14 protein-coding genes are annotated in these 18686 nt (G+C 35.4%); 1 reads left to right on the plus strand and 13 read right to left on the minus strand.

The features are described 5' to 3' along the window. Window positions 1-127: 127 nt before the first annotated feature. From BIW12_RS04080 to BIW12_RS04095, 4 genes are all read right to left on the minus strand, one after another. On the minus strand, window positions 128-1210 hold the full coding sequence (locus BIW12_RS04080; protein ID WP_071183927.1) for a bifunctional 3-deoxy-7-phosphoheptulonate synthase/chorismate mutase type II: 1083 nt from the start codon (window positions 1208-1210) through the stop codon (window positions 128-130). 45 nt (window positions 1211-1255) lie between these two features. Further along, the gene (locus tag BIW12_RS04085) at window positions 1256-2113 is read right to left on the minus strand and encodes a prephenate dehydrogenase (protein ID WP_071183928.1); all 858 of its coding nucleotides are present in this window, start codon (window positions 2111-2113) and stop codon (window positions 1256-1258) included. Between the two features lie 4 nt (window positions 2114-2117). Then, window positions 2118-3263 carry a pyridoxal phosphate-dependent aminotransferase gene (locus tag BIW12_RS04090; protein WP_071183929.1) on the minus strand — a complete coding sequence of 382 codons (1146 nt, stop codon included), beginning with the start codon at window positions 3261-3263 and terminating at the stop codon, window positions 2118-2120. A gap of 71 nt (window positions 3264-3334) precedes the next feature. Next, window positions 3335-4177, minus strand: a complete 843-nt coding sequence (locus tag BIW12_RS04095; RefSeq protein ID WP_071183930.1) for a prephenate dehydratase — start codon at window positions 4175-4177, stop codon at window positions 3335-3337. 291 nt (window positions 4178-4468) lie between these two features. Between BIW12_RS04095 and gldA the strand changes: the two genes are divergently transcribed. Further along, window positions 4469-5365 carry a gliding motility-associated ABC transporter ATP-binding subunit GldA gene (gldA, locus tag BIW12_RS04100; RefSeq protein WP_071183931.1) on the plus strand — a complete coding sequence of 299 codons (897 nt, stop codon included), beginning with the start codon at window positions 4469-4471 and terminating at the stop codon, window positions 5363-5365. A 72-nt stretch (window positions 5366-5437) separates the two neighbouring features. Here the strand turns inward: gldA and BIW12_RS04105 are convergent, their stop codons facing one another. From BIW12_RS04105 to BIW12_RS04145, 9 genes are all read right to left on the minus strand, one after another. Then, on the minus strand, window positions 5438-6037 hold the full coding sequence (locus tag BIW12_RS04105; RefSeq protein ID WP_071183932.1) for a hypothetical protein: 600 nt from the start codon (window positions 6035-6037) through the stop codon (window positions 5438-5440). Window positions 6038-6391: 354 nt separating this feature from the next. After that, entirely contained in the window at window positions 6392-8698 is a 2307-nt protein-coding gene (locus BIW12_RS04110) for a TonB-dependent siderophore receptor (RefSeq protein ID WP_198033449.1), read from the minus strand. 213 nt (window positions 8699-8911) lie between these two features. Further along, the gene (gene metF, locus BIW12_RS04115; protein ID WP_071183934.1) at window positions 8912-9865 is read right to left on the minus strand and encodes a methylenetetrahydrofolate reductase [NAD(P)H]; all 954 of its coding nucleotides are present in this window, start codon (window positions 9863-9865) and stop codon (window positions 8912-8914) included. Window positions 9866-9949: 84 nt separating this feature from the next. Then, window positions 9950-12664, minus strand: coding sequence for a methionine synthase (gene metH / locus BIW12_RS04120; RefSeq protein ID WP_083382044.1), 2715 nt, complete (start codon window positions 12662-12664; stop codon window positions 9950-9952). A 180-nt stretch (window positions 12665-12844) separates the two neighbouring features. Next, a complete protein-coding gene (locus BIW12_RS04125) occupies window positions 12845-13372 on the minus strand; it encodes a hypothetical protein (RefSeq protein WP_071183935.1) in 528 nt (175 codons plus the stop codon). A gap of 92 nt (window positions 13373-13464) precedes the next feature. Next, on the minus strand, window positions 13465-14466 hold the full coding sequence (locus BIW12_RS04130; RefSeq protein WP_071183936.1) for a homocysteine S-methyltransferase family protein: 1002 nt from the start codon (window positions 14464-14466) through the stop codon (window positions 13465-13467). Window positions 14467-14746: 280 nt separating this feature from the next. Continuing rightward, the gene (locus BIW12_RS04135; protein WP_071183937.1) at window positions 14747-15799 is read right to left on the minus strand and encodes an NAD(P)/FAD-dependent oxidoreductase; all 1053 of its coding nucleotides are present in this window, start codon (window positions 15797-15799) and stop codon (window positions 14747-14749) included. A 99-nt stretch (window positions 15800-15898) separates the two neighbouring features. After that, complete coding sequence (locus tag BIW12_RS04140; protein WP_071183938.1) at window positions 15899-16522, minus strand: precorrin-2 dehydrogenase/sirohydrochlorin ferrochelatase family protein; 624 nt, start codon at window positions 16520-16522, stop codon at window positions 15899-15901. Window positions 16523-16532: 10 nt separating this feature from the next. Further along, on the minus strand, window positions 16533-18623 hold the full coding sequence (locus tag BIW12_RS04145; RefSeq protein WP_071183939.1) for a HEPN domain-containing protein: 2091 nt from the start codon (window positions 18621-18623) through the stop codon (window positions 16533-16535). Between the last annotated feature and the right edge of the window lie 63 nt (window positions 18624-18686).

Below are 18686 nucleotides of genomic sequence, written 5' to 3' on the forward strand. Positions count from 1 at the left end.
AAACCTTTGCAAAGATAAATGATTGTTTTTGGTATACTATTGAAAAAAGAGAGGTTTTTATATGCTAAAAAAAATCCCTTCAGCTTTTGTAAAGCCAAAGGGATTTCGATTTTATATTTCAAGTCAATTATCCGTTGATAATTTTCTCTTGGTGCTCAATACTCTCTTGGTGAATTGATTTGAATAATTTGGTGATAAATTCAGCAGACAATCCTTTCTTAGCTCCTTCTGCCACCATTTTCTCCTGGATTTCATTCCAACGAGTGTTTTGCAGAACAGCTACATTGTTTTCTTTTTTCACCTGACCAATTTCGTCAGCAACTTTCATTCTTTTTCCTAAAAGCTCTAATAAGTTAGCATCCAAAACATCGATATTAGCTCTTAATTTCGTCATTTTTTGTTCGAAATCAGCAGTATCACCGCTCACTTTTCTCACTTTTAAGTCTTTCAGGATTTGTTTTAACGCATCTGGAGTAACTTGTTGAGCAGCATCAGACCAAGCATTATCCGGGTCAATATGCGTTTCGATAATCATACCATCATAGTTCAAATCTAAAGCTTCCTGAGTTACTTCAAGAATCATATTACGGTTTCCTGTAATGTGAGATGGATCGATGATTAATGGTAAATCAGGGAATTTATTTTGCAATTCGATAGCAATTTGCCATTCTGGAATATTTCTGTATTTAGTTTTCTCATAAGTAGAGAAACCTCTGTGGATTACTCCTAAATTCTTGATACCAGCCATGTGTAAACGCTCAACACCACCAAGCCATAAAGCCATATCAGGGTTTACCGGGTTTTTAACCAAAACAATTTTATCAGTTCCTGCCAATGTATCAGCAATTTCCTGAACTGCAAATGGATTAGCCGTTGTACGAGCTCCAACCCATAATACATCGATATCATATTCTAAAGCTAATTTACAGTGAGCCGCTGTAGCAACCTCAGTTCCCATCAACAATCCTGTTTCTTCTTTAGCTTTTTTCAACCATTTTAATCCTATCTCTCCAATTCCTTCAAATCCTCCCGGACGAGTTCTTGGTTTCCAAATTCCTGCTCTAAATACGCTTACATCAGAATTTTTCAATTCGTGAGCAATTTTTAATACTTGCTCTTCAGTTTCAGCACTACAAGGTCCTGCTATCACAAATGGATGATTCAATTTGAAAGCATCCAACCAATTTCTCATTTCTTTTGTGTTTTCCATCTTTTTAGTTATTTATTCTTTTAATTATGTGTTGTTATTATTCTTCTATTTTTTAACGCTTATTCCGTTTAGTATTTCTCTGATTTTATTTACGCTTGCCATTTCTTCATAAATTGCATTGTAATCATCCTGTACTAATAAATCTCTAAACTGAGTCAGATTCGAAATATATTCTTCTAATGATTCTAAAACCTGTGCTTTATTCTGTTCGAAAATTGGCGTCCACATCGCTGGTGAACTTTTAGCTAAACGCACCGTACTTTCAAAACCGGAACCCGCCATATCAAAAATATCCTGCTCGTGTTTTTCTTTATTAATCACTGTTTTTCCTAACATAAAGGAACTAATGTGCGATAAATGCGAAACATAAGCAATGTGTTTATCATGCGATTTTGGATCCATATAACGAATACGCATTCCCATAGCTTTAAACACTTCCAAGGCTTTTTCCTGTAATTTGAAAGCCGTTTTTTCTACTTCGCAAATGATATTTGTTTTATCTCTAAACAAATTTCTCAAAGCTGCCGAAGGCCCCGAAAATTCCGTTCCGGCAATAGGATGAGTGGCAATAAAATTTCTTCTTTTAGGATGATTCGCTACCGCTTTACAAATTGGATTCTTAGTCGAACCTACTTCTAAAACAATGGCATTTTCTCCAACTAAATCCAGTACTTTAGGCAATAAACTAATGGCAACATTTACAGGAACCGACACAATTACAAAATCTGCTTCCTGCAAATCTTCCATTGTAGCCGCAACATCAATAACTCCTAACTCTAATGCTTGCTGCAAATGTTTGTCGTTATTGTCTATTCCGTAAATAGTAGCTTCCGGATAAAGTGCTTTGATGTCTAAAACCATCGAACCACCTATTAATCCTATACCTATTACAAATACTTTCATTTTGTTAAAATCTATCTATTGCTTCCTGAACTTTCTCTTCTTTCACACATAATGCAAATCGAATATATCCTTCTCCATTAGAACCGAAAATAGTTCCCGGCGCAATAAAAATATATTTTTCGTGCAATATCTGATCAATGAACTTTTCTGCTGATTGTATTCCCTCAGGTAATTTAGCCCAAACAAATAAACCTACTCCTTCCTTATAAACTTTACAACCTAATTTTTCGGCTAATTGCTCCGTTAAAACGCGGCGTCTTTTATATATTTCATTCATGGAATCAAACCATGATTGATCACTCTTTAATGCTTCGATAGCTCCTTTTTGGATTCCAAAAAACATTCCGCTATCCATATTACTTTTCACTCTTAAAACAGCATCGATAAGGTCAGCGTTTCCTGAAACCATTCCTACTCGCCATCCCGCCATGTTAAAAGTCTTACTCAATGAATTCAACTCTAAAGCCACATCTTTAGCTCCTTCCACCTGCAACAAACTCATAGGATTGTCATTCAAAACAAAACTGTATGGATTGTCATTCACTAACAGTATTTGGTGTTTTTTGGCGAAAGCCACTAAATTTTTAAATAACTCTAAACTTCCTCTGGCTCCTGTTGGCATGTGCGGATAACCTATCCACATTAATTTTACTTTCGATAAATCTAATTTTTCTAAAGCTTCAAAATCAGGTTCCCAATTATTAGCTTCTGCCAAATCATAATAAACAGCTTCTGCTCCTACTAAATTCGTAACCGAAGTATAAGTTGGATATCCCGGATTAGGAATTAAAACCTGATCTCCTTCGTTCAAAAATGCCAATGAAATGTGCATGATTCCTTCTTTAGAACCCATCAAAGGCAAAATCTCCGTATTTGAATTTAATTCTACCTGAAAATTGTTCTTATAGAAAGCCGCCATACTACTTCTCAATTCCGGCAATCCCTGATAACTTTGATATCCATGTGCATTTTCGTCTTGAATAGCCAATGCAACAGCATCAATAACAGCTTTCGATGGTGCCAAATCAGGGCTTCCAATTCCCATATTAATGATAGGTTTTCCTTCTGATGCCAATTGTCTCACTTCTCTCAATTTTGATGAAAAGTAGTATTCCTCAACTGTATTTAATCTATTTGCTGTTGTAATCATTTTATTCTTTGCTTTTGAACTATTCTCGACTTTGCTCGAATTGACAATCTGCTTATATTTTTTACTCTTTTTTAATCTTCATTTATTAAAGGCTTGGTATTTCTGTATTCTCCCAATACTTTAAAATATTCTGCCATAATCTCTAATAACGATTTTGCTTTGGCGTAATCTTCATATTTTTCGAAAGTAACATCCACGAAAAAAGAATATTTCCAAGGTGTTTCAATTTTTGGCAATGATTGAATTTTAGTCAAATTCATTTTACAATCGCTCATCACATTCAAAACCGCTGCTAAGCTTCCACGTTTATGATCCAATTCAAATTTTAAAGAAGCTCTGTTTATTTCATTTTCAGGAACAAATGAATTCTCTTTATTAATAATAACAAAACGGGTCATGTTATTTTTAATCGTTTGAATTTTGGGAGCCAAAATCTCTAAACCATACATTTCAGCAGCTACTTTACTGGCAATTGCCGCAACTCCTGTAAGTTGATTTTCCTGAATTCTACGAGCCGTTTCAGCCGTATCCTTATCTTCAACCAATTTGATGTGCGGATATTGCTTCAAGAAATCCATACATTGCAACAATGCCATTGGATGCGAATAAACTTCTTTTATATCGGCAATACTTTGTCCTTTTAATGCCATCAAATTTTGATGAATCCTCAAATAATGCTCCCCGATAATATGTAAATCATTCTTATCAATTAACGCATAGTTTGGAATAATAGGACCTGCAATAGAATTCTCGATAGCCATTACTGCCTGACTTGATTTTCCTGACAAAAGACTATCTACCAATTCATCAAAAGACAAACACTCATCTACAACCACATCTTGATCATAATATTCCTGAGCCACCTGATGATGAAAAGAACCAACTATACCTTGTATCGCAATTTTTGTTTCCATTTATTCAAAAAAAAATCCTGATTTTCATCAGGATTGTATATTAGTTTTATTTGTTTATCTTATATTTTCAAATTACCATAGCACAATCCTTATCTCTCGCTAAAGAAATAAAAAGAAGTACTAAAATAGAAACGGTTATTTGACATTTTGATATAATTTGCTGTAAATATTTTTTTTTACTTTGCAAATGTAGAATTTATTTTTAATTCAGCAAAAAATATTTTGCATTTTGTACAAAAAAAATAAAGCAATACTTTTTCTGTTTATTTTTGCTTCAAATATCAAAGAAACATGTCAATAGAAGTAAAAAATATATCCAAAAGTTATGGTGACCAAAAGGCATTGGACAACATTTCGTTTTCTATACAAAAAGGAGAAATCGTTGGTTTCCTGGGACCAAATGGAGCAGGAAAATCGACCTTAATGAAAATATTGACAACTTACCTTGCTGCCGACGAGGGTACAGCCTTAGTAAACGGACAAGACATCAGCACTAATCCAAAAGCAGTTCAACTTTCTATTGGTTATTTACCGGAACACAATCCATTGTATTTAGATTTGTACGTGAGAGAATATCTCGCTTTTAACGCCGATGTTTACAAAATATCCAAATCAAGAATTGAAGAAGTAATCGAACTCACCGGATTAAACACCGAAAGTCACAAAAAAATAAGCCAACTTTCTAAAGGTTACCGTCAACGTGTAGGACTGGCTAATGCTTTACTTCATAATCCAGACGTATTGATTCTGGACGAACCAACTACAGGGTTAGACCCAAACCAACTTTTAGAAATACGCAACGTAATTAAAAACGCAGGAAAAGACAAAACCGTTTTTCTTTCTACTCACATCATGCAGGAAGTAGAAGCTATTTGCGACCGTGTCATCATTATCAACCAGGGAAAAATTGTCACCGATAAAAAACTAAACAATTTAATCTCTGCAGATAAAGAACAAATTATCGAAGTGGAATTTGATTACCAAATCGAAGAACAAGCTATTGCCAGAATTCCACATTTAAAATCATACAAAAACACTCATGATTTCTCCTGGGAACTCACATTTATAGCCGACAAGGATATGCGTCCTGCGGTTTTTGACTTTGCTCATGACAACGGTCTAAAGACTTTACAACTTAATCAGAAAAATAAAAATCTGGAAGCCGTATTCAGAGAGATTACCAAATAATTAAAAAAAAATCTATACAAAAAGGACACCAACCGCAATATCTCAGCACTGTCCTTTTTTCATAAGGAGGATTTACTCCCCTCCGGTAGTTTTCGCTTCTTCAAGAGTTTTCGTTCCTGCAGCTTTTGTAGACAACAAAGCAGGAACAGGATGCTGAACATTAGTATTTGGTGTAGACTGAACATCTGAAACAGCAGCATTTACAGCCGGCTTAGAATTTAATGGTGTACCTACAGCTATATCACAACGATGCCCTTTTTCCCCATGTGGAGGATTCATTCCTTCAGCAGTTACTACTTTAGGTGTGGACATTTTAGAGGTTATTGTCTGAGTAGCCTGAGGCTGAACATTCGTTTGACTAACAGCAGCAGCACTTTTATTTGAAGGACTATTTAAAGGAGCACCAACAGGGATATCACAACGGTGATTAGGCTGACCATGTGCAGGATTAACAGCTCCTACAACAGATGCAGAGGAAGCCGTAACAACATTATTTTCACGAAACAAATTATGCTTTTCAGCTACTGGAGTTTGCGAACTTTTAGCTATAGTAGTTTGCTGTGTAAAAGGCACTATAGTCCCATTCGTTACTTGTGCTTTCTTAATGTCATCATTTTTACAAGAAGTAAAAGTTATAACAGTTGCTAAAAATGTATAATAAAAATGTTTCATCTTGAAAATACTTTTACAGTGAACTCAAATATACCATTTTAACAGCTAAAAATCAAAACATTACCATCCCAATTTATACCGATTATTTTTCAACATAATCCATACTAAGATTATCTAAAAACCCAGAAATAGGCACATACAATAAAAATAGTAATGTTTATAGCTCTGTAATTTCAAAACAAACTACTTTATATTACAGCATTAACATTGTTCCAAAAAACATTGCACTACATGTTTTTTGGAACAATCTCAGAAACCCTAATGACTTAGCGAAATTATTATAACTAAAGAATAAACAAAAAAGCATCATCTCTATTTTGAAACGATGCTTTTTCAGTTTATGATGAAAAAAAATTAGAATTTAATAGCAAGGCCAACAAGAAGATTTATAGTTTTTTGTGGCATTCCTGTAGCATTCCAATATTTTTCATTTAAAAGATTATTTCCTTTTAATGATATTCTATATTTTGGCTGATCATAAAATAATGCTGCATTCAACAAAGTGTATGATGGCAGAACAAATGTATTAGTTGTTTCAAACCAAGAATCACTAACATAATTCCCACCTACTCCAATTCCTAAACCTTTAATTCCCCCCTCTGGAACAGCATAACTTGCCCAAATATTAGCTACATTTTTAGGGCTGGCCGCAAGTGACTTCCCTAATAATGCGGTACTCGCTCTTGTATATTTATTTTCATTATAAGCATATCCGGCTACTATATTCAAACCTGGAATTGGATTAGCTATAAGTTCAACATCAACTCCCTTACTACTTTGGGTTCCGTCCTGAATAGTATAATTTGTTACTGCATCTTTATAATTAGAATTAGTGACTTTTATATCATAGTAACTAATCGATCCGCTGAGTTTATTATCTAAAATATCTACTTTAATACCCGTTTCCCATTGTGTACCATATTGAGAATCTAATTTCAATACACTATTATCGGGCTGAACAACCGGAGCTAAATTTGTAAAACCATTCATATAGTTTGCAAATACAGAAATCTTTCCTTCAACAGGTTGATAGACCAATCCAAATTTTGGCGCTAGAGAAGTTTGTTGATATGCGGTATTAGGTGCGTAAATCCCTGTTGAAACATTATAAGTCCCTTTGGTAGAAAATCTATCTACACGCAAACTTAACATTGCCATTAAAGATGGGGTTAAATTAACAACATCCGAAATATAAAATCCATAAGTCTCAGCTTTTGTATTACTAGCACTAAAACCTTTGGCATATGACAAATCTCTTATTTTTTCTGCATTAAAATCATTTAAAGGCTGATTCACATTGATCACATCATAATTTATACCAACAACTCGATTTAATTCATTATAAGCATTATTATAATCCAACCCAATTAACATTCTATTTCTAAGAGACCCTATTTTAAAATCTCCTATGAAATTCTGTTGTAAATGAATATTCCCAAATGTTTCTGGAGTTTGATTTCTAATAACCCTGGTTGCTGTAGAATCAGTCAAAACATTCAAATTTGTCCAAAGCAAGTGTTTGTAGTATCCCACTGAACTTAAAAATTTTGTTTCTGATTTCCATTGATCTGATATTTTATAATCTATTTGTGCTCCTAAATTATTTACTCCTATTTCTGCATCTACATCATTATTTGTATAAGAACGATTATAATCAAATTCCAAATCCTCAAAACTTCTTGCTAAAACATTAGTTAAAGAACCTATTGAAATGGTAGTCATAGTATAAGTGCTTTTTGTAATATCTAAATCAACAGAGAACTTTAATCGATCAGTTACCTGATATGAAAAAGAGGGAGCAAAAACATAGTTTTTAGCATAGCCCTGATCTTGAAAAGAACCTTCAGATTGCCCTGCAACATTTAATCTTAATAAAGCCGTTCTTTCTTTATTTAACGGAGTATTTACATCTGCAGCAACTCTAGTGAAATTAAAACTTCCTGCAACAAAACTAACTTCTCCTCCAAAAACCCCAAAAGGTTTTTTAGTCACATAATTATAAACCCCGCCAAAAGAAGTATTCCTAGTCCCTCCAAACAGAGTACCTGAAGGTCCCTTAATAAACTCAATACTTTCCAAAATTGCTGGATTTAATGGATAAACCGGACTAGTATTCATACCATTGAGCATTCCACTTGTATTCGAAAACCCTCGCATCGTTAATCCCTGAGAACCACCTGCCGAATAATTAGGAACAGCACCCGGAACATTTCTATAAATATCAGTACGTTCTAAAACAATTTGTTCTTTCATCAAATCTTTACCCACTACATTATAAACTTGTGGGTTTTCGAGGTTTTTAAGCGGTAAACGAGCTATAGATTTAGTTTCTTTTTTTGCAAATTTATTTTTATTGCCATAAATACTTACTTCATTCAATTGAGTCAAATCTTCCGTCAAAACAATATCATCTATAACGGTAATTCCTTCTGTTTTAACTTGGACATTTTTTTCTATTGTTAAATAACCTAATCTCCTAATCACAAAAACAGTTTGCCCGATTGATACGTTACTCAACTTAAAAACACCATTCTCATCGGTTTGTACTCTTTTATTCGTTTTTTTAAGCACAACTATTACAGCTTCTATTGGTTTACCTGTAACATCTTTTACAACACCAGAAACTACACCATTATTAGTTTGCGAATATCCAATTGACATGAAAAAAATTAGCAAAAAACTAAACCAAATATTATTTTTTCTCGACTTATATACACAAATACAATTCATTCTAATTATTTTTTAATTAATAAGCCGCAAAACTATAAAATAAAAAGAAAGCTACAAAATTATTTTTATTTATTCTAAATTAAAACAAATTAAAAGGGCGTAAAAAAACTCGTGTAATTTTATTCACACGAGTTTTATATTTATTTAAAACAGCTGACTTGCTATTTGATGAATATTATCTGATTTACCCATCGAATAATAATGTACACAAGGCACTCCAAATTCAATCAACTCTTTAGACTGTTGAACCGCAAACTCTACTCCAATCTGACGAACTGCTGCATTGTCTTTAGCGTTTTCAATAGCACTAATCAAACTTTCAGGCATATCCAACCAAAAAACCTGTGGCAATAATTGCAAATGGCGCTTTACAGCTACCGGTTTGATTCCCGGAATAATTGGCACCGTAATACCTATAGCACGGGCAGCTTCAACGAATTTAAAATAACGTTGGTTATCAAAAAACATTTGCGTCACAATATAATCAGCTCCGGCATCTACTTTTTCTTTCAGTCTTTTCAAATCAGCCTCAAGACTTGGAGCTTCGATATGCTTTTCCGGATATCCGGCTACACCTACACAAAAATCAGGTGCGTTTTGAATAGGCAATTCACCGTGCAAAAACTTCCCTGCATTCATCGCTTTAATTTGTTTAACCAAATCCACTGCATAATGATTCCCTCCAATAGTTGGTTCGAAATATTTCTCCCCTTTCATAGGATCACCACGAAGTGCAACCAAATTATCAATTCCTAAATATTGGCAATCTACCAATAAATATTCGGTTTCTTCTTTGGTAAAACCACCACACAAAACATGAGGAATAGCGTCAACACCATACTTATGTTGAATAGAAGCACAAATCCCAACCGTTCCCGGACGCATACGGGTAATTCTTCGATCAAAAAGGCCGTCTTTCTCGATATAAACATACTCTTCTCTGGAAGTAGTAACGTCTATAAAAGGCGGTTTAAACTCCATCAATGGATCGATGTTTACATACAATTCGTTGATATTACTCCCTTTTTGTGGCGGGACAATTTCAAATGAGAATAAAGGTTTCCCTTTTGCTTTCTCTAAGTGCTCTGTTACTTTCATGTGTATTGTTTGTTGTTTATTGTTTGTTGTTTTCGTTCTGGTCTAAAACCATAAACGACAAACCAACAAACAAAAACGATCTTTTTAATCTGCTATATTAGGACTCAACCATTTCATGGCTTTGTCTGTTGAAATACTTCTTCGTTTAGCGTAATCAATTACCTGATCTTCTTTTATTTTTCCAAGTCCGAAATACCTGCTTTCAGGATTTGCAAAATAATATCCTGAAACCGATGCCGCCGGCCACATAGCCATACTCTCGGTCAAAGTTACTCCAATTTCCTCTTCTACTTTTAACAATTTCCAAATCGTTGGTTTTTCCAAATGGTCAGGACAGGCCGGATATCCGGGGGCGGGACGAATTCCTTTGTAATTTTCTTTGATTAATTCTTCATTTGACAAAGATTCATCGGCATCATAACCCCAAAATTCTTTTCGTACTTTTTCATGTAAATATTCGGCAAAAGCTTCAGCCAAACGATCCCCTAATGCCTTAACCATAATCGAGTTATAATCGTCTAAATTATCACGATATTCATCAGCCCATTCATCAACACCAAAACCGGTTGTCACACAAAAAGCTCCCATGTAATCAATCACTTCATTGTCTTTTGGCGCAATAAAATCGGCTAATGCAATGTTAGGTGCACCTTTAGTTTTTTGTGATTGCTGACGTAAAGTCAGGAATTTTTCCAATTCTTTCCCGCTTTCATCATACAATTGAATATCATCATCATTCACCTGATTGGCTGGAAAAACTCCATAAATCCCTTTAGCTGTGAATTTCTTTTCTTTCAAAATCACTTCCAACATCTCTTGTGCATCTTTAAACACCGAAGAAGCTTGCTCCCCTACCACTTCATCGGTCAGGATAGCCGGATATTTCCCATACAATTCCCATGTTTGAAAAAACGGAGTCCAGTCAATATAAGGAACTAAAACATCCAAATCTACTTCTAAACTTTTTGTCCCGATAAAATTAGGTTTCTTAGGCGTATAATTGGCCCAATCCAACTGTAATTTATTCTTACGGGCATCTTCAATAGACAGGAAACTTTTATCTCTCGAACGATTCAGGAACGATTCTCTAAAAGCATCATACTCTTCTCGAATGCCGTTCATGTAAGATTCTTTATTCTGATCTAATAAATTTCCAGCCACAGTAACCGCTCTCGAAGCATCATTTACGTGAATTGCAGTTGCACGATATTGCGGTGCAATTTTCACAGCGGTATGTGCACGCGAAGTGGTTGCTCCACCAATCATCACAGGAATTGTTAGATTTCTTCTATCCAATTCTTTGGCCAAAAACACCATTTCGTCCAGCGAAGGCGTAATCAAACCACTCAATCCAATAATATCTACGTCGTGTTCCAATGCAGCTGCAATAATTTTTTCTGGCGGAACCATCACCCCAAGGTCAATGATTTCGTAATTATTACAAGCCAATACCACCGAAACAATATTTTTTCCAATATCATGCACATCCCCTTTTACGGTTGCCATCAATATTTTTCCGTTTCCTTCCTTATCTCCCGCCTGTTTTGAAGCTTCAATAAATGGCAACAAATAAGCAACGGCTTTTTTCATTACACGTGCCGATTTAACTACCTGCGGCAAGAACATTTTTCCGCTTCCGAATAAATCCCCAACCACATTCATACCCGCCATCAGGTTGATTTCGATTACTTCAATTGGCTTAGTTGCAGCTAATCTGGCTTCCTCAACATCTTCCTCAATAAATTGGTCAATTCCTTTTACCAAGGCATGAGTAATACGATCTTGGAAACTACCATTTCGCCATTCCTGCACCGCTTTTTCAGTGGCTTTCCCTTCACCTTTTACGCTTTCGGCAAAATCTAATAAACGCTCCGTTGCATCGTCTCTTCTATCTAAAATTACATCCTCTACATATTCTAACAAATCCTTCGGAATGTCATCATAAATAGTCAACATCTCCGGATTTACAATTCCCATTGTCATACCCGCTTTGATAGCATGATACAGAAAAACCGAGTGCATCGCTTCACGTACCACATCATTTCCACGGAAAGAAAAGGATACGTTACTCACCCCACCACTAATATGCGCATGTGGTAAATTAGCTCTCACCCATTCGGTTCCCCTAAAGAAATCAAGAGCATTCAATCGGTGTTCTTCCATTCCGGTTGCCACTGGAAATATATTCAAATCGAAAATAATATCCTGAGGTGGGAAACCTACTTTATTCACCAAAATATCATACGAACGCTGGCAAATCTCTACTCTACGATCGTAATTATCTGCCTGACCTACTTCGTCAAAAGCCATAACAATCGCCGCAGCACCGTAACGCTTGATCAATTTTGCGTGATGAATAAACTGTTCTTCGCCTTCTTTTAACGAAATCGAGTTTACCACACATTTCCCTTGCACCACTTTCAATCCTGCTTCGATAATGTGCCATTTCGAACTATCAATCATAATAGGCACACGGGCAATATCCGGTTCGGCAGCAATCAGGTTCAGGAATTTCACCATTGCGTATTCGCCATCCAGCATTCCCTCATCCATATTAATATCGATGATTTGCGCTCCTCCTTCTACCTGCTCTTTAGCAATACTCAAAGCTTCGTCGTATTTTTCCTCTTTAATCAATCGAAGAAATTTTCTAGATCCCGTAACATTAGTACGCTCCCCAACGTTTACAAAAACGCTTTCGGGCGTAATAATCAAAGGTTCTAATCCCGATAAAACTAAATTTCTTCTTGGTTCTACTACTGCCATTTTTCTTTTTATATTTTTATTCGTCCAAGTCATTGCGAGTGGAACGAAGCAATCTCAATATCTATATCCTCATTTTTGTCATTCCGACGAAGGAGGAATCTCATCATGTTATATCCGTTATGTGATTCCTCCTTCGTCGGAATGACAAAACTAGACTATTATATTTTTATTCTCTTTGCGGGCAAGGATTACAAATCCGCTATCTAGTCTATTTCAAAATTTATTATTATAAGGATTCAAATCTTTTAAAAGTCTTTTCCAATCAACAAACGTAGAGATTTTTTCTAACTTACTAATATCTATAATTCTCCCTTTAAATGGTTTCTCTTCTTTCAAATAATTAATTTGGTTAATTATTTTTAAATAAATTTCATCTGAACTATCATTCTCATAAACGGAAAACTCAAAAGCTTTCCCTATACATTCGAATTGCTTTTTTCTTATACATTTATCCAACCGTTTTTTTATCGTTCTCTTATCGTAAGGATTTACTTCAAAATAATATTTGCCTCTTATTTGATTTCCTAAAACATATAGTTGAATCCACCCAATAACTTCATTGTATACGTATCCATGTGAAAAACGACAAAACAAATCTGTTTTAATTTTTTCTGTTTCTTTTTCTTGTCCTTTTAAATATGGAATGTTTAAATCAATTTTTTTACTGAGTTCATCCAATTCTTTAGAATATTTCTCTTCAGAACATCTATAAATAGGTAATTCAAAAAAATGATTTTCCATAAAATTATTATTATCTCTAAAAAAACTATAAAACATCTTGCTAAACCAGATAGCGCGGATTTGCAATCCGTGCCCATTCCAATTCTTTCAAGTTACAAACTCGCCGTTGAAACTCTCGGCTTATACTTTGCCGCAGCTTCTGCAATCATACGGATATGATCTGGAGTTGTACCACAACAACCGCCAATGATGTTTACGAGATTATCGTCTAAATATTCTTTGATAAAAGCTTGCATTTGCTCTGGTGTTTCATCATATTCCCCAAAAGCATTAGGCAATCCGGCATTAGGATGTGCTGACACATTGAAAGAAGTATTATGCGACAAAGTCTGTAAATACGGTTTCAATAAATCGGCTCCTAAAGCACAATTGAATCCTACGCTCAATAATGGAATATGCGATACCGAAATCAAGAACGCCTCTACCGTTTGTCCCGAAAGTGTTCTTCCAGAAGCATCAGTAATTGTTCCTGAAACCATGATTGGAATATCAATATTGCGTTCGTCTTTTACTTCCTCAATAGCAAAAAGTGCTGCTTTAGCATTTAGCGTATCAAAAATAGTTTCCACTAAAAGCAAATCACAACCACCATCCATTAAAGCTTCTACCTGTTGTTTGTAAGCAATACGCAAATCATCAAAAGTTACGGCTCTGTATCCCGGATCATTCACATCAGGAGACATACTTGCTGTTCTGTTTGTTGGCCCGATTGAACCGGCAACAAAACGAGGTTTGTCCGGATTTTTAGCAGTAAACTCATCGGCTACCTGACGGGCAATTTTTGCCGACTCATAGTTCAATTCGTAAACCAAATCCTCCATATGATAATCGGCCATACCGATGGTTGTTCCTGAGAAGGTATTGGTTTCCACAATATCAGCTCCAGCCTCAAAATAAGCGGCATGCACTTCGGCAATGGCTTTAGGTTGGGTCAGTGACAACAAATCGTTATTCCCTTTTAGAGAATGGGGAAAATCCTTGAAGCGTTCGCCTCTAAAATCTTCTTCCGAAAAATTATAGCGTTGCAACATGGTTCCCATGGCTCCATCGAGAACGAGTATTCTTTTTTTGATTTCTTCTTGAATGCTTGGCATAACTTATTTTTTTGCCGCTAAGGCACTAAGGCACTAGCTTTTGTTTTTTATTTATTTCCTTAAAATCACTACTGTAACTCTCTAGCCCCGGCAGTAGCGACATCCTTGTGGGGCGGGCGTTTATGCCCCACAAGATACAGCGAATGACGGGAACTAATTCCCTTAAAAACACCTAATGCTGTGCTCCTGATATTTTATATTTTAGGAAATGCAAAGTAAAGCAATAGCCTTACCACTTGCAAGTGATAAGGCTATTTATAATTGTAAACAACTGAGTGTTTTAGTTTATCGCTTTTACGACTGCTTTTGGCGCTTCTTTACGGGTTCCGTCAAATCCGTCAACTCCTGATACAGTTGTGTATTTCAATACATAACGTTTTCCTGGATTGATGATTTGGTATGCCGCCTGACACATTAAAGTCGCTTCGTGGAAACCACAAAGAATCAACTTCAATTTCCCTGGGTATGTATTGATATCTCCAATAGCAAAGATTCCAGGAATGTTAGTTTGGTAATCCAAAGCATTGTTTACTTTGATAGCGTTTTTCTCGATTTCTAATCCCCAGTTTCCAATAGGTCCTAATTTTGGTGTTAACCCAAAAAGTGGAATGAAATAATCACAAGGAATATTACGGTGTGCTCCGTTTTCGTCCAAATCAATAGATTCTACGTGCTCAGCTCCGTTGATTCCAACTACCTCAGCAGGAGTAATCATGTGGATTTTCCCGGCATCTTTTAATTCCTGTACTTTTTCTACTGAATCCAAAGCACCACGGAATTCATTACGACGGTGTACCAAAGTCACTTCAGAAGCAACATTAGACAAGAAAATACTCCAGTCTAAAGCTGAATCTCCACCACCTGCTATAACCACACGCTTGTTTCTGAATTCTTCAGGGTTTTTAATAAAGTATTTTACTCCTTTATTCTCGTAAAACTCAATATCCTCGATTAAAGGTTTTCTAGGCTCGAAACTTCCTAATCCTCCAGCAATAGCAATTACTTTAGCATGGAATTCAGTCCCTTCGTTAGAAGTTACAATAAAACTTCCGTCCTCTTGTTTTACAATAGTTTCAGCACGCTCTCCAAGTGTAAAACCTGGCTCGAATTGCTTAATTTGCTCCATTAAGTTATCTACTAAATCTCCTGCCAATACTTCTGGGAATCCAGGGATATCATAGATTGGTTTTTTTGGATACAACTCAGCTAATTGTCCTCCTGGTTGAGGCAAAGCGTCTAAGATGTGACATTTTAATTTCAATAATCCTGCTTCAAAAACGGCAAATAAACCAGTTGGACCGGCTCCTATTATAAGGATATCTGTTTCTATCATTTTTTATTTATTTATAATCATTCTTAATAACTGCAAAGAAACGAAAAAAATCATATTTACCACATGATTTCTGTCATTCGTTTTCCGCGAATTACATTTTTATTCTTTATTTTTTAATGATTGAGTAATCTCATTCATTTTTTGAACCTTAGCTTCAAAGTCCCCTTTTAAAGTATTGCGATAATCATTGAGGTTTTGAACCATTTGATTAATATCTTCAGGTATTACTTCCTCAAAAAACTCTCTCAATCGTTTAGCGGTTGTAGGGGATTTTCCATTGGTGGAAATAGCAATTTTTACATTTCCTTTGGTTACAATTCCTCCTAAATAGTAATCACACAAATCAGGTGTGTCAGCAATATTGCATATCAAATACCTTTTTCGGGATAATTCGTATACACGTTTGTTGACCTTCAAATCATCTGTACAGGCAATTACCATGTTGCGCTTTTTCAGCATTTTTTTCTTGAACTTTTTGTTAGTCAGTTTTACCGTAGGATGACTTTCGGCCAAAGTGACTAATTCATCAATAAAACGCGTTGCAACAACCTCAACTTTTGCATTGGGACTCGATTTGAGCAAAAAAGACAGCTTTTCTAACCCCACATTTCCTCCGCCTACAATAAGCACACTAAGGTTATGCAGCTTTAAAAAAATCGGATACAATTCGTTACGCTCCTGGCTATTTGAATCCTTTCCTGCTATATCTTTAATTTCACTCATCTTTTTTGAATTATGCTTTAGCTAAATCTTGCTCTCTGTAAGCTTCTAATTTTGCGAAAAAAGAAACCGCTTCTTCAATATATTGTTTTGCAAAAGCTTCAGAAGGCTCATTTTTATTGATTTGGTAAACTAATTCTCTGAAAGAAGTTCCTAATTCAATTTTGTTTCCTTCAACAAAAACAGTATCGAAAGAATCGATAATTCCTGCGTGTGTATTTGTTTTTTCTTTCTCAGCCAATAACAATGCTTTAGCACCGTTAACAAATCCTGCGTAAGCTAAGTAAATTGCATCTGACCATTTTTGCTCCTCTAATAATTCCTGAGCAGAAGTTATTTTGTCTTTAGCTTCGAATAACAAAGTAGCAACTAAGTCGATTACAACACCGGCACATTCTCCAACACCTACTGCTTTCACATAGTTATCAGCATTACCCCAGTCAACAAAATCAGCTTCTGTAAGGTTGGTAACATCAGCCAACGGTTTTAAGAATTCGTAAAAATATTTCTCTCCGTTAGCATCATAGTAATCCAAGAATTTAGCTCCGTTAGCATTTGCTTCAAAATCATTTAAGATTAAACGCAAAGCCTCAGGTCCACGACGGCTAGGGATTTTGATAACTTTATCGGCAAAACGACCGTTTCCGTTTCCTAAAATTCCACCACCTAATAATACTTGTAATGCCGGAGCAACTAATTTCCCTGAATTGATTGACATTCCCTGGAAACCAATTTCAGCCATGTTGTGTTGACCACAAGCATTCATACAACCACTAATTTTGATTGCAATTTCCTGGTTGTTTGCAAATTGAGGATATTCAGTTTTTAACACTCTTTCTAATTCGTCAGCAATACCTGTACTACTTGCGATACCTAAGTTACAAGTATCAGTACCCGGACAAGCCGTGATATCTCCAATAGTATTGTAACCTAAAGAAACCATATCCAGTTTTGCTAACTCCTGGTAGAAGAATGGTAAATTTTCTTCTTTAATATTACGAATCACAATGTTTTGACGTAATGAAAAACGCAATTCATTAGCTCCGTAATTTTTTATCAAATCAGCTAATAATCTGGCTTTATCAGTATAAAAATCTCCTAAAAGAACTTTTACTCCAATAGCTACATAACCCGCTTGTTTTTGAGCAATAACATTTGCTTTTTTCCAGGCTTCATAAGCAGCAACATCTTCGATAGTAACTGTTGGTACTTCTAATAAAGGCTCAGCGATTGGTCCTTCAAAAGCAGTAGTGTCAATTTCATAACTATGGAAAGGCAATGCTTTTTTCTCTTCGTCTACTAAACGCAAGAATTCGTCACGACCTAAATCTTTGATTAAGAATTTCAAACGAGCTTTTAAACGTTTAGCTCTTTCACCGTAACGGTCAAAAATTCTGATTACTCCTTCTGCAGTTGGAATAATTTGGTTAACCGGAATAAATTCTGAAAGCAATTCGGCGTGAGAAGGCTGAGAACCTAATCCACCACCTAACATTACTTTGAAACCTTTTTGTCCATCTACAATTTTAGGAATAAATCCTAAATCGTGTAAATAACTCAAAGCAGAATCTTTCTCTGATGAAGAGAATGAAATTTTAAATTTACGTCCCATTTCCTGACAGATTGGGTTACGCAACAAATATTGAAACAAACCGTGTGCATAAGGAGTCACATCAAATGGCTCATCAACATCCACACCTGCTAATTCGCTTCCTGTAATATTACGAACTGTGTTTCCACAAGCCTCTCTTAAAGTAATATCATCTTTAGCTAAATCAGCCCAAAGTTCTGGAGTTCTATCTAAACTCACATAGTGAATTTGGATATCCTGACGTGTTGTAATATGTAAACGTCCTGTTGAATATTTATCTGAAACTTCAGTAATTCTTTTCAATTGCTCGCTGGTCACTTTACCATAAGGTAATTTGATACGAATCATCTGAACACCTTCCTGACGTTGACCGTAAATACCACGCGCTAAACGAAGACTACGAAAACGCTCATCGTCAATTTTTCCACCACGGAATGCGTGTATCTTTTTTTCTAAATCGATAATCTCTTTTTGGACAATCGGATCCTCTATTTCTGTTCTAAAACTTTGCATCTTTTTTTTTGCTTTTTGCTATTAGTTATCAGCTAACAGCTTGTAATGGTTATATCTTATTTA

Origin of the sequence: Flavobacterium commune (assembly GCF_001857965.1) — a bacterium.
Taxonomy (GTDB): domain Bacteria; phylum Bacteroidota; class Bacteroidia; order Flavobacteriales; family Flavobacteriaceae; genus Flavobacterium; species Flavobacterium commune.

Excerpts from the sequence above, each read along its gene's own strand:
- BIW12_RS04080 (WP_071183927.1), bottom strand. The coding sequence starts at position 1,210 with ATGGAAAACACAAAAGAAATGAGAAATTGGTTGGATGCTTTCAAATTG.
- BIW12_RS04085 (WP_071183928.1), bottom strand. The coding sequence starts at position 2,113 with ATGAAAGTATTTGTAATAGGTATAGGATTAATAGGTGGTTCGATGGTT.
- BIW12_RS04090 (WP_071183929.1), bottom strand. The coding sequence starts at position 3,263 with ATGATTACAACAGCAAATAGATTAAATACAGTTGAGGAATACTACTTT.
- BIW12_RS04095 (WP_071183930.1), bottom strand. The coding sequence starts at position 4,177 with ATGGAAACAAAAATTGCGATACAAGGTATAGTTGGTTCTTTTCATCAT.
- gldA (WP_071183931.1), top strand. The coding sequence starts at position 4,469 with ATGTCAATAGAAGTAAAAAATATATCCAAAAGTTATGGTGACCAAAAG.
- BIW12_RS04105 (WP_071183932.1), bottom strand. The coding sequence starts at position 6,037 with ATGAAACATTTTTATTATACATTTTTAGCAACTGTTATAACTTTTACT.
- BIW12_RS04110 (WP_198033449.1), bottom strand. The coding sequence starts at position 8,698 with ATGTCAATTGGATATTCGCAAACTAATAATGGTGTAGTTTCTGGTGTT.
- metF (WP_071183934.1), bottom strand. The coding sequence starts at position 9,865 with ATGAAAGTAACAGAGCACTTAGAGAAAGCAAAAGGGAAACCTTTATTC.
- metH (WP_083382044.1), bottom strand. The coding sequence starts at position 12,664 with ATGACTTGGACGAATAAAAATATAAAAAGAAAAATGGCAGTAGTAGAA.
- BIW12_RS04125 (WP_071183935.1), bottom strand. The coding sequence starts at position 13,372 with ATGGAAAATCATTTTTTTGAATTACCTATTTATAGATGTTCTGAAGAG.
- BIW12_RS04130 (WP_071183936.1), bottom strand. The coding sequence starts at position 14,466 with ATGCCAAGCATTCAAGAAGAAATCAAAAAAAGAATACTCGTTCTCGAT.
- BIW12_RS04135 (WP_071183937.1), bottom strand. The coding sequence starts at position 15,799 with ATGATAGAAACAGATATCCTTATAATAGGAGCCGGTCCAACTGGTTTA.
- BIW12_RS04140 (WP_071183938.1), bottom strand. The coding sequence starts at position 16,522 with ATGAGTGAAATTAAAGATATAGCAGGAAAGGATTCAAATAGCCAGGAG.
- BIW12_RS04145 (WP_071183939.1), bottom strand. The coding sequence starts at position 18,623 with ATGCAAAGTTTTAGAACAGAAATAGAGGATCCGATTGTCCAAAAAGAG.